The 25540-nt window shown below is 70.2% G+C and carries 23 protein-coding genes; 6 read left to right on the top strand and 17 right to left on the bottom strand.

Going from position 1 to position 25540, the window contains the following annotated elements:
• Positions 1-123: 123 nt before the first annotated feature.
• On the top strand, positions 124-462 hold the full coding sequence (locus FFT10_RS11155; RefSeq protein WP_137732891.1) for a hypothetical protein: 339 nt from the start codon (positions 124-126) through the stop codon (positions 460-462).
• A gap of 20 nt (positions 463-482) precedes the next feature.
• On the opposite strand, the gene FFT10_RS11150 is transcribed toward FFT10_RS11155, so the two are convergent.
• The 5 genes from FFT10_RS11150 to FFT10_RS11130 form a co-directional block, all read right to left on the bottom strand.
• Positions 483-1775, bottom strand: coding sequence for a leucine-rich repeat-containing protein kinase family protein (locus FFT10_RS11150; RefSeq protein ID WP_137732890.1), 1293 nt, complete (start codon positions 1773-1775; stop codon positions 483-485).
• Between the two features lie 65 nt (positions 1776-1840).
• On the bottom strand, positions 1841-2089 hold the full coding sequence (locus FFT10_RS11145) for a carboxypeptidase regulatory-like domain-containing protein (protein WP_137732889.1): 249 nt from the start codon (positions 2087-2089) through the stop codon (positions 1841-1843).
• 11 nt (positions 2090-2100) lie between these two features.
• Positions 2101-3063, bottom strand: coding sequence for a trypsin-like serine peptidase (locus FFT10_RS11140; RefSeq protein WP_228027062.1), 963 nt, complete (start codon positions 3061-3063; stop codon positions 2101-2103).
• A gap of 193 nt (positions 3064-3256) precedes the next feature.
• Positions 3257-4096: an enoyl-CoA hydratase-related protein gene (locus FFT10_RS11135; RefSeq protein WP_137732888.1), complete on the bottom strand. Its 840-nt coding sequence runs from the start codon at positions 4094-4096 to the stop codon at positions 3257-3259.
• 99 nt (positions 4097-4195) lie between these two features.
• Positions 4196-5212 (bottom strand): 1-aminocyclopropane-1-carboxylate deaminase, encoded by a 1017-nt coding sequence (locus tag FFT10_RS11130; RefSeq protein WP_137732887.1) that lies wholly within the window; start codon positions 5210-5212, stop codon positions 4196-4198.
• Between the two features lie 138 nt (positions 5213-5350).
• On the opposite strand from FFT10_RS11130, the gene FFT10_RS11125 reads away from it, so the two are divergent.
• Positions 5351-5863 (top strand): Lrp/AsnC family transcriptional regulator, encoded by a 513-nt coding sequence (locus tag FFT10_RS11125; RefSeq protein ID WP_137732886.1) that lies wholly within the window; start codon positions 5351-5353, stop codon positions 5861-5863.
• A gap of 15 nt (positions 5864-5878) precedes the next feature.
• Here the strand turns inward: FFT10_RS11125 and FFT10_RS11120 are convergent, their stop codons facing one another.
• The 7 genes from FFT10_RS11120 to urtA form a co-directional block, all read right to left on the bottom strand.
• Positions 5879-6223, bottom strand: a complete 345-nt coding sequence (locus tag FFT10_RS11120; protein WP_137732885.1) for an FmdB family zinc ribbon protein — start codon at positions 6221-6223, stop codon at positions 5879-5881.
• Between the two features lie 17 nt (positions 6224-6240).
• A complete protein-coding gene (gene fmdA, locus FFT10_RS11115; protein ID WP_137732884.1) occupies positions 6241-7464 on the bottom strand; it encodes a formamidase in 1224 nt (407 codons plus the stop codon).
• Between the two features lie 39 nt (positions 7465-7503).
• A complete protein-coding gene (urtE, locus tag FFT10_RS11110; RefSeq protein ID WP_137732883.1) occupies positions 7504-8193 on the bottom strand; it encodes an urea ABC transporter ATP-binding subunit UrtE in 690 nt (229 codons plus the stop codon).
• Positions 8194-8206: 13 nt separating this feature from the next.
• On the bottom strand, positions 8207-8950 hold the full coding sequence (urtD, locus tag FFT10_RS11105) for an urea ABC transporter ATP-binding protein UrtD (RefSeq protein ID WP_137732882.1): 744 nt from the start codon (positions 8948-8950) through the stop codon (positions 8207-8209).
• 16 nt (positions 8951-8966) lie between these two features.
• Positions 8967-10160, bottom strand: a complete 1194-nt coding sequence (gene urtC / locus FFT10_RS11100) for an urea ABC transporter permease subunit UrtC (protein WP_137732881.1) — start codon at positions 10158-10160, stop codon at positions 8967-8969.
• Between the two features lie 22 nt (positions 10161-10182).
• Positions 10183-11082: an urea ABC transporter permease subunit UrtB gene (urtB, locus tag FFT10_RS11095; RefSeq protein WP_373282502.1), complete on the bottom strand. Its 900-nt coding sequence runs from the start codon at positions 11080-11082 to the stop codon at positions 10183-10185.
• A 129-nt stretch (positions 11083-11211) separates the two neighbouring features.
• Complete coding sequence (gene urtA, locus FFT10_RS11090) at positions 11212-12474, bottom strand: urea ABC transporter substrate-binding protein (protein ID WP_137732879.1); 1263 nt, start codon at positions 12472-12474, stop codon at positions 11212-11214.
• Between the two features lie 236 nt (positions 12475-12710).
• Here urtA and FFT10_RS11085 point away from each other — a divergent pair, with 236 nt between their 5' ends.
• Together FFT10_RS11085 and FFT10_RS11080 are read left to right on the top strand one after the other, a co-directional pair.
• A complete protein-coding gene (locus FFT10_RS11085; RefSeq protein ID WP_137732878.1) occupies positions 12711-16148 on the top strand; it encodes a hybrid sensor histidine kinase/response regulator in 3438 nt (1145 codons plus the stop codon).
• Complete coding sequence (locus FFT10_RS11080; RefSeq protein WP_137732877.1) at positions 16145-17071, top strand: response regulator transcription factor; 927 nt, start codon at positions 16145-16147, stop codon at positions 17069-17071. Before FFT10_RS11085 ends, FFT10_RS11080 begins: the two co-directional genes overlap by 4 nt.
• Positions 17072-17073: 2 nt before the next feature.
• Here FFT10_RS11080 and FFT10_RS11075 read toward each other — a convergent pair whose 3' ends face one another.
• Positions 17074-17709, bottom strand: a complete 636-nt coding sequence (locus tag FFT10_RS11075) for a rhomboid family intramembrane serine protease (RefSeq protein WP_137732876.1) — start codon at positions 17707-17709, stop codon at positions 17074-17076.
• A gap of 106 nt (positions 17710-17815) precedes the next feature.
• Here FFT10_RS11075 and FFT10_RS11070 point away from each other — a divergent pair, with 106 nt between their 5' ends.
• Both FFT10_RS11070 and FFT10_RS11065 read left to right on the top strand, forming a co-directional pair.
• The gene (locus FFT10_RS11070; RefSeq protein ID WP_137732875.1) at positions 17816-21943 is read left to right on the top strand and encodes a tetratricopeptide repeat protein; all 4128 of its coding nucleotides are present in this window, start codon (positions 17816-17818) and stop codon (positions 21941-21943) included.
• 87 nt (positions 21944-22030) lie between these two features.
• Positions 22031-22231 (top strand): hypothetical protein, encoded by a 201-nt coding sequence (locus tag FFT10_RS11065; RefSeq protein WP_137732874.1) that lies wholly within the window; start codon positions 22031-22033, stop codon positions 22229-22231.
• 23 nt (positions 22232-22254) lie between these two features.
• Here the strand turns inward: FFT10_RS11065 and FFT10_RS11060 are convergent, their stop codons facing one another.
• The 4 genes from FFT10_RS11060 to FFT10_RS11045 form a co-directional block, all read right to left on the bottom strand.
• On the bottom strand, positions 22255-23217 hold the full coding sequence (locus tag FFT10_RS11060) for a hypothetical protein (RefSeq protein ID WP_137732873.1): 963 nt from the start codon (positions 23215-23217) through the stop codon (positions 22255-22257).
• Positions 23214-24368: a serine hydrolase domain-containing protein gene (locus FFT10_RS11055; protein WP_137732872.1), complete on the bottom strand. Its 1155-nt coding sequence runs from the start codon at positions 24366-24368 to the stop codon at positions 23214-23216. Before FFT10_RS11055 ends, FFT10_RS11060 begins: the two co-directional genes overlap by 4 nt.
• Positions 24369-24463: 95 nt before the next feature.
• Positions 24464-24853 carry a cupin domain-containing protein gene (locus tag FFT10_RS11050; RefSeq protein WP_228027060.1) on the bottom strand — a complete coding sequence of 130 codons (390 nt, stop codon included), beginning with the start codon at positions 24851-24853 and terminating at the stop codon, positions 24464-24466.
• Positions 24854-24861: 8 nt separating this feature from the next.
• Positions 24862-25539: a nitroreductase gene (locus FFT10_RS11045; protein WP_137732871.1), complete on the bottom strand. Its 678-nt coding sequence runs from the start codon at positions 25537-25539 to the stop codon at positions 24862-24864.
• Position 25540: the final 1 nt, after the last annotated feature.

Raw genomic sequence — 25540 nt, 5'->3', positions numbered from 1 at the left:
GCGACCCGCCCCCCGCGCGTGAATACGTTGATTGACGTAGCGCACACCGTCCTCAAGACCCTCGTGCAGGCGCCGATAGCCCACGGATCAGCGGCTTCTTGTGGCCGCATGGAGTGCCTGACGATGTTGCAGTACTTGATGTGGGCCAACGCTGCGGCGGTGCTGCTGGCCGCCGGCTGGTGGGCCAGCGCGCGCCACCACCAGCGCAAGATCGATCAGCTGGAAATGCAGCTGAAGGTGACGCGGCAGACCGCCCAGGCCCACACCGAGCAGGCGCGGCGCCAGATCGGCAAGCTGCAGGCCGAGCTGGCCGCGCGGCCGCCGGCACCCCAGCAGGACGATGCGCCGGCCACGGCGCGCCGCAAGGTGGCCGCGCCGGACCGGTTCGAGCGCCATGACGATGGCTTTCCGCAGACGGCGGTGATCGGCGACGCCTTCAAGCCGACCCAGCTGCTGGGCTGACAGGGTGTGAACGCCCGGCGTCAGGCCGCCTGACGGCGGGCGGCATCGCGCAGGGCCCCGGCCGTGGCGGCGTCGTCGCACAGGCCGGCCAGTTCGTCCTGCAGCACGGCCAATGCACGCTGGTCGAAACGCACCAGGGCAGCACGGCGCACCGGGTCGTCGACCGGCAGGAAGGACGCCGCGCCGAAGTCGCCCAGCAGCGCCTGCCCCTGCACGTCCACCAGGATGTTGTGCGCATACAGGTCGCCATGGGCCAGCCCCTGCCGGTGCAGGTGGTCCAGTGCCGACTGCATGCCGCTGGCGATGGCCAGCGCGGCGGTGGCCTGCAGGCGCAGCCCGCTGGCATAGACATCGCGGCTGCAGCTGTCCAGGCTGGGCGGCGCGGCCAGGTTGGCATGGCCGGGCGGGATGCGGCGCAGCACCAGGCCCGGCGTGCCCTGCGGGTGGCCTGCCACCCGGCCCAGCACGCCCACCAAGTGCGGATGGTCGCCGGCGGCCATGCAGGCGGCCATCTCGCTGCGTGGCAGGCCATCGCTGGTGATCGCGCCCTTGAACAGCTTGACGGCCACCGGCACCCCGGCCGCCGTGCCGGCCTGCCACAGCGCGGCATGGATGTGGCCCGAGGCGCCCTCGCCCAGCAGGCCCTGCAGCTGCAGCGCCGCCCAGGGGATGGGCGCGGCAGGTGCCGACTGCTCGGCCTGCTGTTCCAGCCCGGCGCTGAACGGATTGCCGGCATGCGCCACCCAGGCCAGCTGCGGCAGGGCCAGCAGGCCGGCCGGCAGCGCGTCGGCCAACGTGGCGAACTGGTTGGCCGCCAGGCGCACCAGCTCCAGCCGCCGGCAGCGGACGATGCTGTCGGGCAGGCGGCGCAGCCGGTTGCCGGCCAGCATCAGCTTCTGCAGCGGGGCGCAGCGGCCCAGTGTGTCCGGCAGCGTCTCGATCTGGTTGTCGGTGAGGATCAGCCAGCGCAGCGTGGGCGGCAGGGCTTCGGCCGGCACGGTGGTGATGCGGCAGGCCTTGAAGCCGACCAGCTGCAGCGCCGGGCAGCGGCCCAGCACCGCCGGCAGGGTGGTGAACGGGTTGTCGGAGGCGAACAGCACCCGCAGCCGGTGCAAGCGGGGCAGGCTGTCGGGCAGGTCGGTCAGCGCATTGCCTGACAGGTCGAGGATCTGCAGCGTGTCGGCCAGCCGGACCACCTCGGGTGGCAGCGCCGTGAGGCCGCAGCCGCGCAGGTCCAGCCGGGTGGTGCCGGCCAGGGCCCCGGCGCGCAGGCGGTCCAGGGTGTCGTGCGGCAGCGGTGGCGGGTGCGGCATGGGCAGGGTGGTGGGATCCGGCCCTGCATTGTCGGCGGCGCTCCGCGCGCCACCGTCGGTGCGGCTCAGCCGGGCAGCCGCAGCACCACGGTGCCGGCACCGGCGCGCAGATCGCACGGCACGCGGTGCGCGCGCCCGTCCAGCCAGATGCTGAGGCTGTAGGCGCCGGCCGGGCCGTCGATCGACAGCCGGCCGGCCGCATCGGCCACCAGCCCCAGGTCCGGCATCGCACCTGGGGCGGCAGCCACCGACACCAGCGCATCCGCGGCCGGCTGGCCGTCGGCACGCAGCAATTGCAGCTGGAAGGTCGGCATGGTGGCGGTGCTCAGGCGCCTTCGTTCTTCCACGCCATCATGCGGTTGAACACGTCGGTGTTGATGCGCGTGGCCGAGTTGCCGCTGCTGGAGCCGTTGGTGTGCACGCCCACGCCGTAGCGCTGGCCGTTCTGCAGGATCCACACCGGTGAGCCGCTCTGGCCGCCCATGGTGTCGATGTTGTAGGTGATGACGCGGCCCGACACGCTCTTGGCCCGCTGCGCCATGAACCACTGCTGGTTGCCGCCCTTGTCGCCGGGGTAGCCCGACAGGTTCAGGCTGGCCGCCCGCAGGAAGGCATCGTCGCGCACCGCCAGGCCGAACCAGCCTGTGCGCGCGCCCAGGCGGGCGTTGGCCGGCAGGATGATGGCGCCGTAGTCGTACTCGCGGTTGCGCGACTGGGTCCAGCCGGTCACGCTGCGCAGCGCACCGCTGGAGGCGCTGCCGTACGGGCGCGACGCATCGTTGAGCCCCGGCACCACCTCGACCGACCGCGCCCAGCCGCCTTCGTTGTGCATGAAGACGCAGTGGCCCGCGGTGATCACCGTGCGCGGCGAGACCATCCAGCCGGTGCCGATGAAGCGCTTGCCGTTGGCTGCGGTGATCTTCAGCCCGCAGATCGCGCGCCAGGGGTAGGCCGTGGTGTTGCCCACGCGCACCCGGTCGTCGCTGCCGATGATGACTTCGTCCATGCCAGCCGTTTCGCTGGCGTCGTAACTGCCCAGCAGCGCGTCGGGTGGCGTTCCAGCGAAGGCCTCGTCGGCGGCTTCGCCACCCAGCGAGCCCTCGTACTCGGTGGTGCCTGCGGCGGACTCGGGGTCCACGGCGTTGCTGGACTCGGCGTTCGGGTCGAGCAGGTTGAAGTTCAGGCCTTGCAGGGTCTCGTACTGCGTGGCCTCGCTGGCCAGCGCGGCCGGTGGCGTGTCGCCTTCATGGCCGGGGGTCAGCTGCTGGAGGGTGGTCGACTTGCCCATGTGGGAATCTCCTGGGGGTGGCCGGATGCCACGGCGCTGCCCGGCCTTGCGATCGTGCGCCGCACCGGTTGCGGATGCATCCGGTGTCCCATCATCCGCAGAGGCAGGGCCCGGGCGCATCCATCCCGCAGCGGACCGGGGGCCCGCCGTCTGGTCTGTCGGGGGGATGGGCGGGCCGTCCTGGCCCGGCCGCTCAGCCGCCGCCTTCGCGGTAGTCGCCGAAGGCGGCGTCGCGTTCGCTGAGCAGGGCGCTGACGCTCTCGCCATCGCGGCGGAAGCGGCCCATGTAGGCCTGGCTGGCGGGGGTCTGGAAGGCCAGGGCCTGCAGCTCCGTGCCGGCGCGGATGGCCGCGCGCAGGCCCATGATCTCCATCGCCCGGTGCACGCTGCGCTTGTTGATGGCCGCCAGCTCGATGGGCAGCTGGGCCACGCGGCCGGCCACGGCCAGCACCTCGGCGTCCAGCGCATCGGCCGGGTGGGCGCGGTTGGCCCAGCCGCGGGCGGCGGCCTCCTGGCCGCTCAGCGCATCGCCGGTCAGCATCGATTCCATGGCCTGGCGCATGCCCATGGTCCAGGGGTGGAACTGCATGTCGGGCGGGCTCCTCAGCCGCACCGGCGGGTAGCCGATGCGGGCATCGTCGGCCACGTAGACAAGATCACAGGCGGTGGCCAGCTCGCTGCCGCCGGCTAGGCACCAGCCATGCACCTGGGCGATCACCGGCTTGGCCAGATCCCAGATGCGGAACCAGCCGTCGACCACATGGCGCGGCCACTGGCCCAGCCCGCCGGCCGTGTGGTACGGCTGGCCCTGGCGGTTGTCGGCCGACAGGTCATAGCCGGCGCAGAAGGCCGGGCCGGCGCCGCGGAGGATGGTGACCCGCACCGCCTCGTCGCGGTCGTTCTGCTCCAGCATGGCCAGCAACTCGCCGCGGAGCTGGTTGTTCAGCGCATTGCGCTTCTCCGGGCGGTTCAGCGTCAGGCGGCTGACGCCGGGCAGGGGCTGGTCGACCAGCAGGTGGACGAGATCGGTCATGGCGTCGCCTTCGCAGGGGTGGGGACACCCGATGCTGCCAGCGTGGCCGGCGTGGCTGCTTCACGCCCGCGACAGGCCGGGCGCGTGCCGCTCCGCCGCTCAGCCGTTGCGGAACAGGAAGCTGTAGGCGTTGAGCGCCGGCACGCCGCCCAGGTGGGCGTACAGCACCTTCGAGCCGGCCGGGAACTCGCCCTGGCGCACCATCTCGATCATGCCGTGCATCGACTTGCCCTCGTAGACCGGGTCGGTCAGCATGCCTTCCTGGCGGGCGCACAGGCGGATGGCTTCCAGCGTGCCCTCGTTCGGCAGACCGTACTCGGGGCCGCCGAAGCGGGTGTCGAGCACCACGTCGGCCTCGGTGATCGGCCGGCCCAGGTCCACCAGCTCGGCGGTGTGGCGGGCGATGCGCAGGATCTGCGCGCGGGTCTGCTCCGGCTTGGCCGAGGCATCGATGCCGATGACCCGGTCGGCCCGGCCGTCGGCCGCGAAGCCCACCACCATGCCGGCCTGGGTGCTGCCGGTGACCGAGCAGACCACGATGTAGTCGAAGCGGATGCCCATCTCGGCCTCCTGGGCGCGCACCTCTTCGGCAAAGCCGACAAAGCCCAGGCCGCCCAGCGGATGCTCGGAGCAGCCGGCCGGGATCGGGAACGGCTTGCCGCCGGCACGCCGCACGTCTTCCATCGCCTGCTCCCAGCTGGGGCGGATGCCGATGTCGAAGCCCGCGGCGTCCAACCGCACGTCGGCACCCAGGATGCGCGACATCTCGATGTTGCCGACCCGGTCGTAGACCGCATCGGAATAGTTGACCCAGTTCTCCTGCACCAGCACGCAGCGCAGGCCCAGGTGGGCAGCCACCGCGGCCACCTGGCGGGTCTGGTTGGACTGGATGCCGCCGATCGACACCAGCGTGTCGCAGCCCTGTGCCAGCGCCTCGGGGATCAGGTACTCCAGCTTGCGGGTCTTGTTGCCGCCGAAGGCCAGGCCGCTGTTGCAGTCCTCGCGCTTGGCGTAGAGGTCCACCTTGCCGCCGAGGTGGGCGCTCAGGCGCTTGAGCGGCTGGATCGGCGAGGGGCCGAAGGTGAGCGGGTGGCGGGGATAACGGTCGAGGTTCATGGCAGTTCCTGGCGTGATGACAGCACGCCGCCATGCTAAAAAAGATGGCGCGTCACAGGGTTGCAAAATCAAGGCTGCTTGCGCACGAAGATCATTTCATTCAATGATTCAAGCCATCAGAATTGCAGGAAACGCATCTTGAGCACAACAAAAGTTCATCAGACGAGGGCAGCTGTTGAGCCGTTGCCGGACGCCGAGCTCGACCGCACCGACCGGCAGATCCTGCGGGCGCTGCAGCGCGATGCCTCGGTGTCGAACGTGGCACTGTCCCGCAAGGTCAACCTGAGTGCGCCGGCCTGCCTGCGGCGGGTGGACCGCTTGAAGAAGCTGGGCCTGATCCAGGACATCGTGGCGCTGCTGAACCCGCGGGCGCTGGATGCCGGCATGGTGGTGATGATCGGCGTGGTGCTCGACCGGTCGACGCCGGAATCGTTCGCGGCCTTCGAGAAGGCGGTGACCCAGGTCTCCGGCTGCATGGAATGCCATGTCATCACCGGCGAGTTCGACTACTTCATGATCGTCCGCACCCGCGACAACGAGAGCTTCAACCGCCTGCATGCCGAGCAGCTGCTGCACCTGCCCGGCGTGCGCCAGGTGCGCTCGTTCATGGGGCTGAAGCAGGTGCTGTCGACGACGCAGCTGCCGATCTGAGCGCGGCTGCCAGCCTCAGTGGCTGATCATCCAGGGCCGCTTGCTGGGAAAGGCCTTGTTGCCGTTGGCGCCGGTCACCGTCGCCTTCTTGCCCACGCCGGTGCTGCAGCAGCCGCAGCCGGCGGGGTGCTTCAGCCGCGCGTAGTCGCCTGACCGGCGGGGCTCGTGCCGCGCCCGCTCATTGGTGGCCATGGCGGTGCGGGTGCCGCCGTCCATCAGCGCCAGCCGCGGCGCGGTGGCAAACACCCGGGGTGACGCGCCGCCGCAATCGGGGCACAGCGCAGGCTCGTTGCGGTCGGCCAGGCTGCGGAAGGCGTCGAAGCCGCCGCAGTCGCCGCAGGCGTAGTCGTAGGTGGGCATGGCGGCGGCTCCGGCGCTCAGAGGTCGGGCGACAGCGGCATCACCACCGAGCCATCCAGGTGCTTCACCGGCCCGGCGGCGCTGGGGTTGATGTCGAAATCGAAGATCTGCGTGGGCAGCCACAGCGTGGCGCAGGCGTTGGGCACATCCACCACGCCGCTGATGTGGCCCTGCACCGGTGCCGTGCCCAGGATGCTGTAGGCCTGGGCGCCGGAGTAGCCGAACTTCTTCAGGTACTCGATGGCGTTCAGGCAGGCCTGTCGGTAGGCCACGTTCACATCCAGGTAGTACTGCTTGCCGCTCTCGTCGACGCTGATGCCTTCGAAGATCAGGTAGTCGTTGTAGGTGGGCGTGATCGGGCTGGGCTTGAAGATCGGGTTCTTGATGCCGTACTTGGCCATGCCGCCCTTGATCAGCGTCACCTTCATGTGCACCCAGCCGGCCATCTCGATGGCGCCGCAGAAGGTGATCTCGCCGTCGCCCTGGGAGAAGTGCAGGTCGCCCACGCTCAGGCCGGCGCCATCGACATAGACCGGGAAGTAGACCTTGGCGCCACGCGACAGGTCCTTGATGTCGCAGTTGCCACCATGTTCACGCGGGGGCACGGTGCGCGCCGCTTCGGCGGCGGCCTTGGCCTTGGCATCCCCGGTCATCTTGCCCATGTGGGCTGTGCCGGCAAACGGCGGGTTGGCCAGGCTGCCGGTGGGATCGGTGTCGATCAGGGCCTGCTCACGCGCGTTCCAGGCCTCCAGCATCTTGGGGTCGGGCAGGCAGCCGATCAGGCCGGGGTGGATCAGGCCGGCATAGCGCACGCCCGGCACATGCCGGCTCTTGGTGAACATGCCTTCGATGTCCCAGATCGACTTCTGCGCCTGGGGGAAGTGCTCGGTCAGGAAGCCGCCGCCGTTCTTCTTGCTGAAGAAGCCGTTGAAGCCCCACAGGCTGTCCTGCTTGGCGCCGATGTCCAGCAGCTCCACCACCAGCAGGTCGCCCGGCTCGGCGCCCTTCACGCCCACCGGGCCGCTGAGGTAGTGCACCGTGCTCAGGTCGATGTCGCGCACGTCATCGGCCGAGTCGTTGTTCTTGATGAAGCCGCCGGTCCAGTCGAAGGTTTCCAGGATGAAGTCATCCCCCGGGTTCACCCAGCAGGCCATCGGGATGTCGGGGTGCCAGCGGTTGTGGATGTTCTCGTTTTCCAGCGGGCTCTTGGTGAGGTCAACGCTGATCAGGGTCTCGGCCATGTGCATCTCCTGCGGTGCGGGGTGGGAAAGTGGGACCTGTCAGACCGACAGGTATTGCTTGATGTGGGCGACATCGGTGTCGGCGCGGCGCGTCTCGTGCACCAGGCGGCCGCCTTCGATGACGAACAGCCGGTCGGCCACGTCCAGCGCAAAGCTCAGCACCTGCTCGCTCACCACGATGGTGATGTCGCGCATCTTGCGGATCTCGTTCAGCGCCTTGGCGATGTCCTTGATGATCGAGGGCTGGATGCCTTCGGTGGGCTCGTCGAGCAGCAGCACCTTCGGATCGGTCACCAGCGCGCGGGCGATGGCTAACTGCTGCTGCTGCCCGCCCGACAGGTTGCCGCCCTTGCGGCGGCGCATGTCCCACAGCACCGGGAACAGCGCGTAGATCTCCTCCGGGATGCGGCGGTGCTTGGCGTTCTCCAGCCCGGTCTGGATGTTCTCTTCCACGCTCAGCGTCGGGAAGATCATCCGGCCCTGCGGCACATAGGCGATGCCCTTGGCCACGCGGCGGTAGCTCTCGTCCTTGCTGATCTCCTGGCCCGCCACGCTGACGCTGCCGCTCTTGGTGGGCAGCACGCCCATCAGGCTCTTGAACAGCGTGGTCTTGCCCATGCCGTTGCGGCCCATGATGGCCACCGTCTCCTTCTTCTCTGCCTCGAACGAGATGCCGTGCAGCGCCTCGCTTTGGCCATAGGCCACGAACAGGTCCTTCACGCTCAACATGTGTGCTGCTCCTTCAATGGCCGAGGTAGACGTCGATGACCTTCGGGTCGTTCTGCACCTTGTCCATCGAGCCTTCGGCGAGGATCTTTCCCTGGTGCATCACCGTCACCTTGTGGGCGATCTGCTTGACGAAGTCCATGTCGTGCTCGATCACGACCACGCTGCGGTTCTGGCAGATGCGCTGCAGCAGCTCGGCGGTCATCTCGCGCTCGCGGGCGCTCATGCCGGCAATCGGCTCGTCCAGCAGCAGCAGCTCCGGGTCCTGCATCAGCAGCATGCCGATCTCCAGCCACTGCTTCTGGCCGTGGCTCAGCAGGCCGGCCTCGGTGTCGAGCTTGTCGGCCAGGTGGATGTCGTCGGCCACCACCTGCACCCGGGCCTTGACCTCGTCGGTGCACTTGAAGGCGAGCGCACCGAACACCGAGCGGCCCTTGGGGTACGAGACCTCCAGGTTCTGGAAGACGCTCAGGTTCTCGTAGATCGACGGTGTCTGGAACTTGCGGCCGATGCCCAGGCGCACCCGCTGGAACTCGGCCATCTTCGTCAGCTCGGTGTTCTTGAACTTGATGCTGCCGGCCGCGGCCTTGGTCTTGCCGCAGATCAGGTCCAGCAGGGTGGTCTTGCCGGCGCCGTTGGGGCCGATGATCACCCGCAGCTCGTTCTTGTCGATGTACAGGGTCAGCGCGTCGATGGCCTTGAAGCCGTCGAAGCTGACGGTCAGGTCCTCGATGGCCAGGGCGTAGTCGGTGTTGCTCATGGTGGGCAGTCCTTGCTCAGGCAGCCTGCTGGCCGCTCACGCCAGGCGGCAGGGGCGGGGTGTCGGTGCCGGCCGCCGCCTTGGGAGCCGGCGTGGCAGGCAGCGGTGCGACGGGTGCCGGTGCCTTGGCGGCGGCACGCTTCTTCCACCAGGGCATCACATGGCTTTCCCACAGCCCGGCCAGGCCCATCGGGAAGGCCATGGTCACGCCGATGAACAGCGCAGCCATCATGAACAGCCACAGCTCGGGGAAGCTTTCGGAGAAGAAGGTCTTGCCGGCATTGACGATCAGCGCGCCGTAGACCGCGCCCACCAGGCTCATGCGGCCGCCCACCGCCGCGTAGATCACCATCTCGATGCTGGGCACGATGCCGACGAAGCTGGGCGACATGAAGCCCACCTGCAGCGAGAACAGCGCGCCGCCGATGCCCGACAGCCCCGCCGCCAGGCAGAAGGTGAAGATGCGGAAGTTGGCCACGTCGTAGCCGGAGAAGCGCACCCGGTCTTCCTTGTCGCGCATGGCCAGCAGCAGGGTGCCGGCCTTGCCGGTCTGCATCCAGCGGCACAGCAGGATGCTGGCCACCAGCAGGGCCACGCACAGGTAGTAGAGGATGTACTTGGCGCTGTCGGTGCGGGTGTCCCAGCCCAGCACCGTCTTCAGGTCGGTCATGCCGTTGACGCCGCCGGTGTAGCCCTGCTGGCCGATGATCAGCACGGTGAGGATCAGCGCCACCGCCTGGGTGATGATGGCGAAGTACACCCCGCCCACCCGGCGCTTGAACATCGCGAAGCTGATGATCCAGGCCAGCAGCATCGGCACCGCGACGATGGCGACCAGGGTGAAGCTGAGGTAGCGGAAGGGCTCCCAGAACAGCGGCAGCGCCGTCAGCTGGTTCCAGTCCATGAAGTCGGGGATGCCGGGCGTGCTCTGGATCTTGGTGGTGATGGGGTCGCTGGCCTCCAGCTTCAGGAACATCGCCATCGCATAGCCGCCCAGGCCGAAGAACACGCCCTGGCCCAGGCTCAGCACGCCGCCGTAGCCCCACACCATCACCAGGCCGATGGCGACGAAGGCATAGGTCAGGTACTTGCCCACCAGGTTGAGGCGGAAGATGTCCAGGGTCAGCGGCAGCACCACCGCCAGCAGCACGGTCAGCAGCAGCAGGCTGGCCAGCTGGTAGCGCTTGATCAGGTCTTTCAGTGCATTCATCGGGAGGTGCTCCGGTAACAGTTCAGCGCCGAACCTTGGAGGCGAACAGCCCCTGCGGCCGCACCATCAGGATCAGCACGATCAGCGACAGCGTGATCACCTTGGCCATCGAGCCTGACAGGAAGAATTCGGTGATCGACTGGGTCTGGGCGATGCCGAAGGCCGAGACCACCGTGCCCAGCAGGCTGGCGGCGCCGCCGAAGGTGACGACGAGGAAGCTGTCGACGATGTACAGCGAGCCCGAGGTCGGCCCGGTGGAGCCGATGGTGGTGAAGGCCGCGCCGGCCACGCCGGCGATGCCGCAGCCGATGGCGAAGGTCAGGCGGTCGGTCTTCTGGGTGTTGATGCCGATGGCATTGGCCATCACCCGGTTGCTGACGGTGGCGCGCACCCGCAGGCCCCAGCGGCTCTTGGCCAGCGCCAGCAGCACGGCGCAGGTGACGAAGGTGGTGAGCCCCAGCACGAACATGCCGTTGATCGGAATGTCCAGCCCGGGGTGGGGCGCCCAGGAGCCCAGCAGCCAGTCGGGCAGGGTGGGCGACACTTCCTTGGGCCCGATGAAGCTGCGGAAGCACTGCTGCAGCGCCAGGCTGATGCCCCAGGTGGCCAGCAGGGTGTCCAGCGGGCGCTTGTACAGGTGCCGGATCAGCGCCCATTCCACCAGCCAGCCCAGCGCAAAGGCGAAGCAGAAGGCCAGCACGATGGCGAAGGGGAAGTAAACCGACATCAGGTGCGGCGCGAACTTCTCGGCCAACGTGCTGCCCAGGTAGATGGTGTAGGCGCCGATGGTCATGAACTCGCCATGCGCCATGTTGATCACGCCCATCTGGCCAAAGATGATGGCCAGCCCCAGGCCCATCAGCAGCAGCACCGCAAACAGGCTGAGGCCGGCAAAGCCCTGCATCAGCCCGATGTTCAGCATTTCAGAGAAGTTCACGCCAACGCTCCCACGCAGTCCACCGTCAAACCAAACACACCCCGTGGAACCGGCTTCGCCGGGCCACTGGGGTGGCCCCCCTGGGGGGGAGCGGCGAAGCCGCTTCGGGGGGGGTTATTGATATCCTTTGGGGAACGGATCGGGCTTGATCAGGTTGGGGCTCTCCGCCACCACCTTGAAGGTGGCGTCGGGCATGCCCATGGCGATGCGCGACTTGCTCCACAGGTGGTGGTTGGGGTCGAGCTTGACGTAGCCCTCGGGGGCGGTCTTCAGCTCGATCTTGCCGCTGCGCGAGGCGGCCACCACCTTGTCGACGTCGAAGCTGCCGGCCATCTCCACCGCGGCCTTCCACAGCCACGGGCCCAGGTAGGCGGCCTGGGTCACGTCGCCGATCACCGCGTCCTTGCCGTACTTGGCCTTGAAGGCGGCCACGAACTTCTTGTTGTTCTCGTTGTCCAGGCTCTGGAAGTACTTCATCGACGAGTAGAAGCCCTGGAAGTTCTCACCGCCCACGCCGGTCATCTCGTCCTCGGTGACGCTCAGCGTCAGCAGCAGCTGCTTGTCACCGGTGATGCCGGCGGCCTTCAGTGCCTTGTAGAAGGCCACGTTGGAGCCGCCCACCACCGCGGTGAAGATCAGGTCGGGCTTCTGCACCTTGATCTTGTTCATCAGGCTGCCGAAGTTGGTGCTGCCCAGCGGGTAGTACTCCTCGCCGACGACCTTGCCCTTCTGGAAGTTCTCGATGTGCTTGCGGGCGATCTTCATCGAGGTGCGCGGCCAGATGTAGTCCGAGCCGATCAGGAAGACGGTCTTGGCCTTCTTCTCCTTCTGCGCCCAGTCCAGGCCGTACAGGATCTGCTGCGTGGCCTCCTGGCCGGTGTAGATCACGTTCTTGCTCTGCTCCAGGCCCTCGTAGAAGGTCGGGTAGTAGAGGATGCCGTTCTCCTTCTCGAACACCGGCAGCACCGCCTTGCGCGAGGCGCTGGTCCAGCAGCCGAACACGGCGGCCACCTTGTCGTTGACCAGCAGCTTCTTGCTCTTTTCGGCAAAGGTGGGCCAGTCGCTGGCGCCGTCCTCCTTGATGACCTTGATCTTGCGGCCCAGGATGCCGCCCATCGCATTGATCTCGTCGATCGCCAGCTGCTCGGCCTGGATGGAGCCGGTCTCGCTGATGGCCATGGTGCCGGTGCCCGAGTGCAGCTGGCCCACCGTCACCTCGGTGTCGGTGATGGCCTTGCCGGTGGTGTTGACCTTGGCGGTGGGGAAGGGCTGGGCAGCCGCCCAGGCCGGGATGCCGGCCAGCGGCACCGCGGCGGCACCTTGCAGCAGGCGGCGGCGCTGGGCCGACTTCAGATCATGGTCATGCGGGTTCGACATGCGGGGTTCTCCAGGGTGGAAGGCGTCGTGGGCTTGACGGTGCTGACGGCGTCAGTCGCCATGGCCACGACTGTCGGAGAAGCCCTGCGCAGGCCGAATACGTCATTCAACGCAGTGCCGGTGGCGCGGCGGGGCGTCAGACTCGCCTCCCCTGGCACCTGGGCGGGCGGCGCGCGCTGCCCTGGGATCGCTTCTTGCTTGCGGGTTTTGCCGTTTCCCAGCCTCTGGAGGTTTCATTGGCGCTTGCCCCGCAGAAGATCTTCCGCATCCGCCGTGACTACAACAGCTGGGTCAACGACGAGACGCTGGAGGACTACGCCCTGCGCTACACGCCGCGCCACTTCCGCAAGTGGAGCGAGGCGCGCGTGGCCAACACCGCCTTCGGTGCCACCAGCTTCCTGGCGCTGGAGGCCATCGGCGGTGCCATCGCGCTGAGCTACGGCTTCAGCAATGCGCTGTGGGCCATCCTGGTGGTGGGGCTGATCACCTTCCTCACCGGCCTGCCGATCAGCTACTACGCCGCCAAGTACGGGCTGGACATGGACCTGCTGACCCGTGGCGCCGGCTTCGGCTACCTGGGCAGCACGCTGACCTCGCTGGTGTATGCCAGCTTCACCTTCATCTTCTTCGCGCTGGAGGCCGCCATCCTGGCGCTGGCGCTGCAGATGGCCCTGGACTGGCCGCTGTGGCTCTGCTACCTGGTGGCCTCGCTGGGCGTGGTGCCGCTGGTGATGCACGGCATCACGCTGATCAGCCGGCTGCAGCTGTGGTCGCAGCCGATCTGGCTGGCGCTGTTCGTGCTGCCCTACCTGTTCGTGGCCTGGAAGGAGCCCGAGCGTTTCGCCGAGTTCACCAGCCTGGCCGGCAAGGTCTCGGGCAGCGCCGGCTTCGATGCGGTGATGTTCGGCGCTGCCGCCACCGTGGCGTTCTCGCTGGTGGTGCAGATCGGCGAGCAGGTCGACTACCTGCGCTTCCTGCCCGAGAAGACACCCCGCAACGCCCGCCGCTGGTGGGCGGCGGTGCTGGTGGCCGGGCCGGGCTGGATCGTGCCGGGCATGCTGAAGATGCTGGGTGGTGCCTTCCTGGCCTTCCTGGTGCTGCAGCAGCAGGTACCGCCCGAGAAGGCCATCGACCCCAACCACATGTACATGGCGGGCTTCGCCTATGTCTTCAGCAGCCCGGGCTGGGTGCTGGCAGCCACGGTGCTGTTCGTCATCGTCTCGCAGGTCAAGATCAACCTCACCAACGCCTACGCCGGCAGCCTGGCCTGGAGCAATTTCTTCGCCCGCCTCACCCACAGCCACCCCGGCCGGGTGGTGTGGCTGGTGTTCAACGTGCTGATCGCCGTGCTGCTGATGATGCTGGGCGTGTTCGAGGCGCTCGAACGTGTGCTGGGCCTCTACAGCAACGTGGCCATCGCCTGGGTGGGCGCACTGGTGGCCGACCTGGTGATCAACAAGCCCCTGGGCTGGAGCCCGAAGCACATCGAGTTCCGCCGCGCCTACCTCTATGACATCAACCCGGTGGGCCTGGGCGCGATGCTGGCCGCCGCCACGCTGGCGGTGGTGGCCTATGCCGGCGCCTTCGGCCCGCTGGCCCAGGCCTATGCGCCGTTCATCGCGCTGGGCGCCAGCCTGGTGATCTCGCCGCTGCTGGCCTGGTGGACCCGCGGCCGCTGGTACCTGGCGCGCACCGATCCGCCGCGCTGGAAGCCGGGTGAATCGGTGCGCTGCTCGGTCTGCGAGAACCCGTTCGAATCCGACGACATGGCCTGGTGCCCGGCCTACGGCGCGCCGATCTGCAGCCTGTGCTGCACGCTGGAATCGCGCTGCCACGACCGCTGCAAGACCGAGAGCCGCACCGCCGAGCAGGTGCGTGCCGCGCTGGCCCAGCTGCTGCCGGCGCAGCTGGCGGCGCGCATCAACTTCCGCGTGGCGCACTACCTGGTGGTGGTGGTCTCGCTGATCGGGCTGCTGGCGGTGATCCTGGGCGTGGTCTACGAGCAGCAGGCCAGCCTGAACGGCCTGCGCACGCTGGACCCGGCGGCCCTGCGCGCGCCCTTCCTGCAGGCCTTCGCGCTGCTGGCGCTGGCGCTGGCCGTGGGTGCCTGGTGGATGGTGCTGGCCAGCGAGAGCCGCCACCGCGCCGAGGAGGAAAGCAACCGCCAGAACCAGCTGCTGACCCGCGAGATCAAGGCCCATGGCCGCACCGACGCCGCGCTGCAGGCCGCCAAGGATGTGGCCGAGGCCGCCAACCAGGCCAAGACCCGCTATGTGGCCGGCATCACCCATGAGCTGCGCACGCCGCTCAACAGCATCCTGGGCTATGCCCAGATCCTGCTGAAGGACGAGCGGCTCACGCCCGAGCCGCGCCGCGCCGTGGCCACCATCCACCGCAGCGGCGAGCACCTGCACGGCCTGATCGACGGCCTGCTGGACCTGGCCCGCATCGAGGCCGGCCGCCTGCGGCTCGATCCGGCGCCGCTGCCGGTGCGCGAGTTCCTCGACGACCTGGTGCGCATGGTGGCGCCGCAGGCCGCGGCCCGCCAACTGGCCTTCACGCTGCAGACCGAGGGCCGGGTGCCGGCCTACATCCGCGCCGATGCCAAGCGCCTGCGCCAGATCCTGATCAACCTGCTGGGCAATGCCATCCGTTTCACCGACCAGGGCAGCGTCACCCTGCGCATCGACTTCAGCCGCGAGGTGGCGCGGCTGCAGGTCATCGACACCGGCATCGGCATCGCCGAGCAGGACCTGGAGCGCATCTTCATGCCCTTCGAGCGCGGCAGCGCCGGCCGCCGCAGCGGCGACGCCGGCACCGGCCTGGGCCTGACCATCACCCACCTGCTGACCCAGCTGATGGGCGGCGAGCTGACCGTGCAAAGCACGCCGGGCGAGGGCAGCACCTTCACCGTGCGGCTGTACCTGAGCGAGATCGCCGCGCCGGCGCAGCGCAGCGTCACCCACCACCGGCCGGTCACCGGCTACATCGGCGCGCGGCGCAGCCTGCTGGTGGTCGACGACCACCCCACCCAGCGGCAGATGCTGGCCGGCATGCTGCTGCCGCTGGGCTTCACCATCCGCGAGGCCGCCAGCGGCAGCGAATGCCTGGAGAGCGTGGCCGACCAGCGGCCCGACGCGGTGCTGCTGGACATCACCATGGACGACATGGACGGCTGGGAGACCGCGCGCCGCCTGCGCAGCCAGGAGCAGCGCCTGGCCGAGGCCAGCGGCGCCCCGATGCCGGCCATGCCCATCATCATGGTCTCGGCCAATGCCTTCGAGAACCGCGCCGACAAGCTGGAGGCGGCCGGCGCCCAGGCCTTCGTCGACAAGCCGGTGATCGAGAGCGAGCTGCTGGTGGCGTTGCAGAAGCACCTGCAGCTGGAATGGGTGGCCGAGCTCACCGTGCCCGGCTGGGCACAACCGGCGGCCGTGCCGGCAGCCAGCGCGCTGCTGGCCGCCCAGGCCGCGCCGCTGCTGCGCCTGGCCCGGCTGGGCCATGCCCAGGGCCTGCACCAGGCGCTGGATGCGCTGGCCGCTGCCCACCCGGCGCTGCAGGACGAGGTGGCGCTGCTGCGCGGCCTGGTCGAGCGCTTCGCCTTCACCGACCTGGCCGACCGCCTGCGCGCCGCCGTGGATGCCGACGATGCCGCCGACGAGGCCGCCGCATGACCATGCTGCCCGACATGCCAACCCCCGACCGCACCGGCGACATCGTGCTGCTGGTCGACGACATGCCGCAGAGCCTGGGCGCGCTGGCGCAGGTGCTGGAGGCCGACGGCTACACCGTGCTGGTGGCGCACAGCGGCGAGGCGGCGCTGGCCCGGCTGGACCTGGTCACGCCCGACGCCATCCTGCTGGATGCGCTGATGCCCGGCTGGTCAGGCTTCGAGACCTGCCGCCGCATCAAGGCCGAGCCGGCCTGGTCGCACATCCCGGTGATCTTCATGACCGGCCTGTCGGAGACGGCCCATGTGGTCGAGGGCTTCGATGCCGGCGGTGTCGACTATGTGGTCAAGCCGTTGCGCGCGCAGGAGGTGCAGGCCCGGCTGGCCACCCATGTGCGCAATGCCCGCGCGGTGCGGCTGGCGCGCGACGCGGTCGACGTGGGCGGCCACGGCGTGCTGGTGGTCGACGGCCGCGGCCGCATCGCCTGGCAATCTCCCCAGGCCCAGCGCTGGCTGGCCGAGGGCTTTGCCGATGCACCGGCCGGCGTGCCGTCCGCCGCGGCGGCCTGGCTGGCGGCCACCGACCAGCCCGGCACGGCCGATGCGCTGGCCCGCCGCGCCCATCCCGACGGCCGCCAGCTGGTGGCCCGCCGCCTGGGCGCGGTGGGCCTGGGCGAGGTGATGTGGCTGCTCAGCCTGCAGGCCGCCGGCGAAGCCGCGCCCTCGCGCCTGGCCACCGCCGCACTCACCCCGCGCGAGACCGAGGTGCTGAGCTGGGTGGCCAAGGGCAAGACCAACCGCGACGTCGCCGAGATCCTGGGCATGAGCCCGCGCACCGTCAACAAGCACCTGGAGCATGTGTTCGAGAAGCTGGGTGTGGAGACCCGCGCCGCCGCGGCCGCGCTGGCCAGCCGGGAGCTGGGCTGAGATCAGCTGCCGAACAGACCGAACAGCCCGCCCAGGGCCTGGCCCACCGAGCCTGGCGCCACCAGCGCCATGAACACCACGCCGGTCAGCGCCCCGGCGATGTGGGCATCGTGGTTGATGCGCCCGGTGCGGGCGCGGCTGGCGAGCACGCTGAACACCAGGTAGGCCACCGCGAACACCGGGGCCGGGATCGGAAACGGCAACGGCAGGATGTAGATCGACGCCTGCGGGAACACCACGATCGACGCGAACAGCACCGCCGAGATCGCGCCCGATGCGCCCAGGCTGGCGTAGCCCGGCTCACGCCGGTGCAGCCAGGCGGTGATGCCGCTGCTCACCAGCAGGCCGGCGGCATACAGCAGCACGAACAGCGGCGTGCCCAGCGCCCGTTCCAACCCGAAGCCGAAAGCCCAGAAGGTGAAGGCGTTGAACAGCAGGTGCATCAGGTCGGCGTGGATGAAGCCGCTGGTCACCAGGGTGTGCCAGTCGCCCCGGCGGGCCAGGCCATGGGGCCGCAGCAGCTGCTGCGTGACCAGGCCCGGCCAGCGGGTCAGGCCCAGGGCGCTGACCACCAGGATGGTCAGCAGCAGCAAGGTGGCGGCCGGGGCACCGGTGGTCGTGCGCAGCAGGGAATCCATGGGTGCACTCTAACCACCGGAGCGCTGCCAGCCAGGGCCGTGCTACCGTCGCGCCCGATCGCGCCGGAGCGCACCCGATGGCCACCGGCGCCCGCCCCCTCCGCCCATGGCCTTGCACACCTACCTTCCGCAGGACCGCCTGCGCGCCCTGGCGTGCGGCCAGGCGCTGCCTGACCGCACCACCGGCTCGGCGCTGTTCGCCGACATCACCGGCTTCACCGCGCTGACCGAATCGCTCAAGCGCGCCCACGGCGAGCGCCGCGGCGTCGAGGCGCTGAGCGGCCAGGTCAATGCCGTCTACCAGGGCCTGATCGGCGATGTTGAGCGGTTCGGCGGCAGCGTGGTCGGCTTCGCCGGCGATGCCATCACCTGCTGGTTCGACGGCACCGTGGCCGACACCGCGCCGCGGGCGGCGCACTGCGCGCTGGCGATGCAGGCCACGATGCAGCAATTCCCGGCGCTGGCGGTGAAAGTGGCGGTCAGCAGCGGGCCGGCGCGGCGCTTTGCCGTCGGCGACCCGGCCATCCAGCGCATCGACGTGGTGGCCGGTGCCACCGTGGCCCGGGTGTCCGCCGGCGAGGGCCTGGCCCTGCCCGGCGAGATCCTGCTCGACCAGCCCACCGCCAGCCTGCTGCACCTGCAGGCCGCCGAGGTGCGCCGCGCCGACACCGGCGAGGCGTTCCATGTGCTCGATCCGGCCCTGGCCAGCGGCCTGCCGGCGGCCGTGGTGCCGGCCATCCCGGCGCTGCCGGACACGCTGCCGGACGACGCGGTGCTGCGCCCCTGGATCCTGCCCTTCGTGGCCGAGCGTGAGGCGGCTGCCCAGGGCCTGTTCACCACCGACCTGCGGCCCGCGGCGGCGCTGTTCCTGCGCTTCACCGGCCTGGACCACGACCACGACGAGCATGCCGCCAGCGCACTGGAGAGCCTGGTGCGCCAGGCCCAGGGCGTGCTGCAGCGCCACGGCGGCGTGCTGCTGGAGCTGACCATCGGCGACAAGGGCAGCTACCTCTACGGCTCCTTCGGCGCGGCCCAGGTGCACGAGGACGACGCCGGCCGTGCCTTGCGGGCGGCGGTGGCGCTGCGCCAGCTGTTCGCCGCGTCACCCTATGCGGCGCAGATCGGCGTGGCCCGCGGCACCATGCGGGTGGGCGGCTACGGCAGCACCACGCGCCAGTCGTTCGGCGCCATGGGCGACGAGGTGAACTCCGCCGCGCGGCTGATGGCCATCGCCGCGCCGGGCGAGATCCTGGTGTCGGCGCGGGTGCGCCATGCGGTGGCCGATGAGTTCACCGTCGAGGCCCGCCCGCCGATGGCCATCAAGGGCAAGGCCGAGCCCATGCCGGTGTTCGCGGTGGGCGACCGGCGCCAGCTGCGCGCCATCCGCTTGCAGGAGCCGGCGGCCGCGCTGCCGATGGTCGGCCGCGATGCCGAGAGCCGCCACCTGGCGCAACGGCTGGCCCAGGCGCTGCAGGGCCAGGGCCGCATCGTCGGCATCACCGGCGAGGCCGGCATGGGCAAGTCGCGCCTGGTGGCCGAGGGCATCCGCCAGGCCCGCCGCGAGCACCTGATCGGCTACGGTGGCGCCTGCCAGCTCGACGGCATCCACACGCCCTACCTGGCCTGGCAGTCGATCTGGACCGCCTTTTTCGACCTCGACCCGGCGCTGCCGCTGCGCAAGCAGATCCGCCAGGTGGCCGGCGAGGTGGCGCTGCGTGCGCCCGAGCATGCCGAGGCCTGGCCGCTGCTGGGCGCGGTGCTGGGGCTGGACCTGCCCGACAACCCCTTCACCCAGGCCCTGCAGCCGAAGGACCGCAAGGCCCTGCTGGAGACGCTGCTGCTGCGCTGCCTGGCCTCGGCCGCGCGCGAGGCGGCCGACGACGGCAGCGGCCTGCTGCTGGTGCTGGAAGACCTGCACGATGCCGACCCGCTGTCGCTGGACCTGCTGGTGCTGGTGGCCCAGGCCATCGCCACGCTGCCGGTGCTGCTGCTGCTGACCTGGCGCCCGCCCGAGGCCGGCGAGACGCAGGCCGTCGGCGCCCGCCTGGCCGGCCTGCCGCACATGGAGGAGCTGGTGCTGGGCGGCCTGACCGCGCTGCACACCGAGCAGGTCATCCGCGCCAAGGTGGCGGCGCTGTTCCCCGAGCGGCCGGCGGCGGTGCGGCCGGCGCTGGTCGAGCGCATCACCCAGCGCGCCCAGGGCAACCCGTTCTACATCGAGGAGCTGCTGAACTACCTGCACGACCGCGGCATCGATCCGCGCGACCCGGTGGCGCCCGACGCGCTGGACCTGCCGGCCAGCCTGCACAGCCTGGTGCTCAGCCGCATCGACCGGCTCACCGTGGCGCAGCAGCTGGCGCTGAAGGTGGCCAGCATCATCGGCCGGGTGTTCCGAGTCGCCGACCTGCATGGCTACTACCCGCAGCTGGGCAGCCTGGACGCGCTGAAGGCCGACCTGATGGCGCTGGACCGCCTGGGCCTGACGCCGCAGGAACTGCCCGAGCCCGACCCCAGTCACCTGTTCAAGCACCTGGTGACGCTGGAGGTCAGCTACGAGAGCCTGGCCCATGCCACCCGGGTGGCGCTGCACGGCCGCTATGCCCGCTACCTGGAGGAGACGCCGCCCGACCGCCTGGCGCCGCTGGTGCCGCAGCTGGCCCACCACTACGCCCGCGCCGAGGAGCGCGACAAGGCCTGCCACTACCTGCGCCGCGCCGGCGAGCAGGCGGCGGCGGCCTTCGCCAATGACGAGGCGCTGTCGCACTTCGGCCGCGCGCTGGACTGGCTGCCCGCCGGCGACACGGCCGGCCGCTTCGACGTGCTGCTGCGCCGCGAGGCCATCCACGACCTGCAGGGCCGGCACGACCGCCGCCGCGCCGACCTGGACGCGCTGCAGGCCCTGGTGCCGGTGCAGGCCGATCCGGTGGTGGCCGCGGCCCAGGTGGCCACCCGCCGCGCCAAGCTGGCGCTGGACAGCGGCGACTGGGCGGCCGCCCGGCTCAGCGCCCAGGCCGCCATCGGCGCCATCGAGGCCGATGCCCGCGCCGCGGCGCGTTCCACAGGCCTGCTGGTCGATGCGCTGCTGCTGGACACCCGGGCGCTGTTCTTCGCCGGCGAGGCCGCAGGCGCCCCGCCGCTGCTGGCCCGTGCGCTGGCACTGGCGCGGGCCGCCGGGGATGCGCGTGCCGAATCGGCCACGCTGTCGCAGACCGGCCTGCTGCACTGGCATCTGGGCGATTACGACGCCGCCGAGGCCGCACTGACCCAGGCCATGGCCCTGGCCCGGGCCACCGGCCAGGCACGGGCGCAGATCGACATCCTGAACAACCTGGGCGTGGTGGCCAAGTCTCGCTCGCGCCATGCCGATGCGGTGGGCCGCTACGAGCAGGCGCAGCCGCTGGCGCGCCGCATCGGCGACCGCTCGGGCGAGGCCATGCTGTTCAACAACATGGGCAGCGCCTGCCTGGCCGCCGGCGATTTCTACCAGGCCGGCCTGCATGCCGAGCAGGCGGCCCGCATCTTCGCCGCGCTGAACGAGCCCACCCAGCATGGCCTGGCCCTGGTCAACCGCGCCGAGGCCCACCGCGAGCTGGGCCAGTTCGCACAGGCCCAGGCCCTGGGCCACCAGGCCCTGGGGCTGCTGCGCTCCAGCGGCTTCCGCCGCGGCGAGGCCATCGTGCTGGAGAACCTGGGCCTGGTCGAGCAGGCGCTGGGCCACCACGACGGTGCGCTGCAGTCCATCCATGCCGCCCTGGCCCTGGCCCAGGAGATCGGCGCCCGCGCCACCCAGGCCAGCACCCTGCACCACCTGGGCGTGCTGCACACCAGCGCCGGGCGCTTTGACGCGGCTGCACCGGCGCTGGACCAGGCCGCTGCCCTGCTGCAGGAGCTGGGCGGCGGCCTGGCGGCGCTGGAGGTGCAGGCGGCCCAGGCCGAGCTGGCCCTGGCCCGCGGCGGACCGCAGGCCGCGGCCACCGCGCTGGACCACCTGCAGGGGCTGCTGCCGCTGCTGCTGTCGCCGGCGCCGCTGGTCGATGGTGCGCTGCTGCCGATGCTGTTGTACCGGGTGGGCTGCCAGGTGCTGCATGCCTGCGGTGACCCGCGCACCGCCACGCTGGTTGCCCGTGCACGCGACGAGCTGCAGGCCCGCAGCGCCCGCATTCCCGATGCCGCGCTGCGCCGCGGCTACCTGCAGCTGGCCGACCACCGGGCCATCGCCGATGGCCCGGCCTGACCGGGCATCCGTTCATCGATGATTGCGCCCCGGCAGTCGTTCACGTAACCTGATGTGAGACCGGCGCGCCGCGCCCAGGAGAACCCCATGGCCAACAGCCCGAGCGACGAGATCAACCCCGAGTCCGACAACCTGCCCACGCCGGCCGACGATGCAGCCGCTGCACTGGGCATCAACACCACCGACGGCACCAGCATCGAGACGGCCCTCGGTGGCACCGATGCCCTCAACGCCACCATGGCCAGCACCAGCCGCACCGGCAAGGGCGGCGTCGACATCGTGCGCTGACGGGCGCGCCCCGCCCGCCCGGCTCAGCGCGCGGCCTGGCCGTAGCCCAGGCCACGCAGGGCCTGGTCCAGGTCGGCGCGCAGCTTCAGGTCGGCGCCCATGGTGTTGCTGTAGCGCACCGAGCGCACATGCCGCACATCGAAGGTCATGTCCTCCGACGACTGCGCTAGCACGATCCAGTCCTTCTTGTAGGCATCGGCCAGCCCGGCCTCGTAATAGACATTCGGGTTGCGGCCGGTGAAGTCGACGATCACGAGGTCGGCCTCGGCGATGCGGGTCTTCACATCGTCCATCACCGGGCGTGACAGGTACACCTCGTCGGCCCGCTCGCAGCTGATGCCGTAGGACTCGACCACCTCCTTCATCACCCGATAGACGAAGCTCAGCTCCGACGTGAACGGCATGATGACGAAGCAGCGCGGCGTGGCCGGGCGGATGCGCACATTGGCGAACCGCGCCTGCGTGCGGAAGGTGCGCAGGCCCACCTGGCCGCCGGCATAGGCATCGTCGAACACCGAGAACTGCTGCACGTCGTTCTCGTAGAGCGTGATCTGGCTGCCGCTGAATTCCACCCGGAGCCGGTAGGTGCGCCCGGCCAGCACCGACGAGCGGCGGCCCACATAGCCGCGGGCCTGGAAGTACGGCCCCTGCAGCACCTTGGCCATGAAGAACTTGGTGTCGAAGGCGCTGGTGCCGGCGTAGTAGTAGCCCTCCGGGCTGCCATGGCGGAAGACGATGGCCGCCTCCAGGCTCACCGCCTCGCGCGGTGACTTGCCGCCCTTGAGCGGCGTCACGTCGGCCGAGATGCTGCCGTTGCGCAGCCGCGGCGCGAACATCAGCATCTGCTCCGGCCGTTCGGGCTGCAGCTCGGGCGAGATGAAGGTGCCGGTGGGCAGGTCGACCTGCCACTCGTCATTGAGCACCGAGAACTTGCCGAGCAGGGGGTCGCTCACGATGCCCATGGCCGTCTTGCGCGCTGCGCTCACGCCGCCGGCAGGGCCGCGCCCACCTGCTGGTAGACCGCCATCTCGAAGCCCATCAGCGTCTCGATCACCGGCATGTCGAAGAAGGGCAGCAGCTGCGTCATCAGCACGCCGCCGATGCCCTTGCGGCGGTCGATCCAGTAGTAGGAATTGAACACGCCGGCCCAGTCGCCGGTGCCGCTGCTGCGCATGCCGGGCAGGTCGGTCATCGTCAGGTGGAAGCCCAGGCCCCAGCTCTGCGGCACCGGCATCGACGGCACATCGTTCGACAGCTCGGGCAGGGCCGACTTCATCAGCGCCGGCAGCTGGATGCTACCGATCTGCGGCTGCATCGCCATCTGGGCGGTGGCGGGTTGCAGCACCCCGGCGCCGTCGTTCAGCCAGGCCTGCACGAAGCGGCCGTAGTCCTGGATCGTGCCGTAGGAGCCATGGCCTGCGGCGTCCCATTCCGAGGTGGCGGGCAGGTCGTGCACCGACGGCGCCAGCGTGCCATCGGCCTGGCGCTGCATCACCCGCAGCAGCCGCGCGCGCTGCGCCGCGCTGGGCGCGAAGCTGGACTCGGCCATGCCCAGCGGGCCGTACACATGCTGCTGCAGGTAGCTGCCCAGCGTCTGCCCGCTGATCTTCTCGACCACCAGCCCCAGCCAGTCGGTGTTGACGCCGTAGGCCCAGGCGGTGCCGGGGTCGTTGACCAGCGGCACCGACAGGCTGCGCTTCTCGCCCGACAGCGGGCTGGGCGCACCGGTCTGCGCCAGGTGGCGCAGCAGCTTGTCGCTGGTGAAGAAGTAGCCCAGGCCGGCGGTGTGGGTCATCAGCTGGCGCACCGTGGCGGCGCTGGCGGGCGGCCGCAGGCGGGGCTGGCCGTCGGCGTCGAAGCCGTCCAGCACCTGCAGCTGGCCGAACTCCGGCAGGATGGAGGCCACCGTCGCGTCCAGGCTGAGCCGGCCCTGTTCCACCAGCTGCAGCGCCCCGGTGGTGGCCACCGCCTTGGTCATCGACGCATTGCGGAACAGGGTGTCGGCGCGCGCCTCGCCGGCCACATGGTGGAACACCGCGCCGTCGCGGTTGACCACCAGGCCGGCGATGCCGTGCACCGCGCCCCTGGCCACCGCGCCGTCCAGCAGCGCCTGGATTGCCGATCCGTCGAATGCCATGGCTGTCTCCGTGTGTCTGAAACTGAGATCCACGGATTCTGCGGGCCGCGGGCGGCCGCCGGCAGCCCGGCAAACCCGGCCCGGAGCGCGGGGTTCTAAGCCGCGGGCGCGCCGGCGTCGACGATGGCGTAGGTCTTGGTCACCGTCTCCAGCACCTCGAACGACCCCTGGAAGCCCGGCGGGATGAAGACCGCCTCGCCCGGGCCGGCGGTCTGCACCGCGCCGTCGGCGCCATGCACCCGGCAGCGGCCCGACAGCACGGTGAACAGCTCCTGCTCGCCCGGCCCCATGGCGATGCGCCAGTGGCCCGGTTCGCAGCGCCAGACACCGCAGTAGAGCCGGCCGCCGCCGACCGGTCCATCCACCGTGTTCCAGGTCTCGCGGCGCGGGTTGCCGGTGATCAGCCGCTCCGGGCGCGGGTGGTCGACCTCGGGCGCGCCGGGCATCACGGCCTGCAGCTTCAGCAGGGGCAGCAAGTCGGCCATGGCGCGGCTCAATCGGGGAAGCCGCGGAACACCGCCGCCTCGTCCACGCTTTTGCGGGTGGACACCACCGCATTGGCCGGGAAGCTGTCGTCGGGCCAGCCCATGGCGATGCAGGTCTGGATCACCTGGTCGTCGGGGATGCCGGCCTCGGCCCGCACCACCGGGCTCTGCATGATGCCCTGGCTGTTGATCACGCAGCCCAGGCCGCGTGACCAGGCGGTGTTGACGATGCAGTTGACCACGCCGCCGCAGTCGAACGGCGCGATGTCGCTGCCCTGGATGGACTTGTCGTAGGTGATGACGATGGACACCGGTGCGTCGAACTGGCGGAAGCCGCGCAGCACCCAGTCGTCGCGCGCCACCTTGTCCTCGCGGGCGATGCCCATGGCCGCGAACAGCTGCTTGGCGATGCCGATCTGCCGCTCGCGGTGCGCGCCCTCGTAGCCGGGGCCCATGCGGAACTCGCGGCTGTGCGGCACGCCGGCCAGGTTGCGCTCGACATTGCCCTTGCGGATGCGGTCGAGCACGTCGCCGGCCACCACGTAGAAGTTCCAGGGCTGGGTGTTCAGCGAGGTCGGCGCGCGCATCGCGATTTCCAGCACCTCGCGCACCAGGGCCTTGGGCACCGGCTTCTTCAGGTAGCCGCGGATGCTGCGGCGGCCCAGGATCACGTCGTCGAAATTCATC

It is taken from the genome of Pseudaquabacterium pictum, from assembly GCF_005403045.1.
Classification (GTDB): domain Bacteria; phylum Pseudomonadota; class Gammaproteobacteria; order Burkholderiales; family Burkholderiaceae_C; genus Pseudaquabacterium; species Pseudaquabacterium pictum.
Note: the sequence above shows the minus strand (reverse complement) of the source record. Positions and strands in the feature narration are given on the sequence as shown.

Excerpts from the sequence above, each read along its gene's own strand:
- FFT10_RS11140 (WP_228027062.1), bottom strand. The coding sequence starts at position 3,063 with ATGGGCAAGTCGACCACCCTCCAGCAGCTGACCCCCGGCCATGAAGGC.
- FFT10_RS11150 (WP_137732890.1), bottom strand. The coding sequence starts at position 1,775 with ATGCCGCACCCGCCACCGCTGCCGCACGACACCCTGGACCGCCTGCGC.
- urtA (WP_137732879.1), bottom strand. The coding sequence starts at position 12,474 with ATGTCGAACCCGCATGACCATGATCTGAAGTCGGCCCAGCGCCGCCGC.
- FFT10_RS11120 (WP_137732885.1), bottom strand. The coding sequence starts at position 6,223 with ATGCCCACCTACGACTACGCCTGCGGCGACTGCGGCGGCTTCGACGCC.
- FFT10_RS11135 (WP_137732888.1), bottom strand. The coding sequence starts at position 4,096 with ATGACCGATCTCGTCCACCTGCTGGTCGACCAGCCCCTGCCCGGCGTC.
- fmdA (WP_137732884.1), bottom strand. The coding sequence starts at position 7,464 with ATGGCCGAGACCCTGATCAGCGTTGACCTCACCAAGAGCCCGCTGGAA.
- FFT10_RS11075 (WP_137732876.1), bottom strand. The coding sequence starts at position 17,709 with ATGGATTCCCTGCTGCGCACGACCACCGGTGCCCCGGCCGCCACCTTG.
- FFT10_RS11055 (WP_137732872.1), bottom strand. The coding sequence starts at position 24,368 with ATGGCATTCGACGGATCGGCAATCCAGGCGCTGCTGGACGGCGCGGTG.
- FFT10_RS11050 (WP_228027060.1), bottom strand. The coding sequence starts at position 24,853 with ATGGCCGACTTGCTGCCCCTGCTGAAGCTGCAGGCCGTGATGCCCGGC.
- FFT10_RS11080 (WP_137732877.1), top strand. The coding sequence starts at position 16,145 with ATGACCATGCTGCCCGACATGCCAACCCCCGACCGCACCGGCGACATC.
- urtD (WP_137732882.1), bottom strand. The coding sequence starts at position 8,950 with ATGAGCAACACCGACTACGCCCTGGCCATCGAGGACCTGACCGTCAGC.
- urtB (WP_373282502.1), bottom strand. The coding sequence starts at position 11,082 with ATGCTGAACATCGGGCTGATGCAGGGCTTTGCCGGCCTCAGCCTGTTT.
- FFT10_RS11065 (WP_137732874.1), top strand. The coding sequence starts at position 22,031 with ATGGCCAACAGCCCGAGCGACGAGATCAACCCCGAGTCCGACAACCTG.
- urtC (WP_137732881.1), bottom strand. The coding sequence starts at position 10,160 with ATGAATGCACTGAAAGACCTGATCAAGCGCTACCAGCTGGCCAGCCTG.
- FFT10_RS11045 (WP_137732871.1), bottom strand. The coding sequence starts at position 25,539 with ATGAATTTCGACGACGTGATCCTGGGCCGCCGCAGCATCCGCGGCTAC.
- FFT10_RS11145 (WP_137732889.1), bottom strand. The coding sequence starts at position 2,089 with ATGCCGACCTTCCAGCTGCAATTGCTGCGTGCCGACGGCCAGCCGGCC.
- FFT10_RS11155 (WP_137732891.1), top strand. The coding sequence starts at position 124 with ATGTTGCAGTACTTGATGTGGGCCAACGCTGCGGCGGTGCTGCTGGCC.
- urtE (WP_137732883.1), bottom strand. The coding sequence starts at position 8,193 with ATGTTGAGCGTGAAGGACCTGTTCGTGGCCTATGGCCAAAGCGAGGCG.
- FFT10_RS11070 (WP_137732875.1), top strand. The coding sequence starts at position 17,816 with ATGGCCTTGCACACCTACCTTCCGCAGGACCGCCTGCGCGCCCTGGCG.
- FFT10_RS11130 (WP_137732887.1), bottom strand. The coding sequence starts at position 5,212 with ATGAACCTCGACCGTTATCCCCGCCACCCGCTCACCTTCGGCCCCTCG.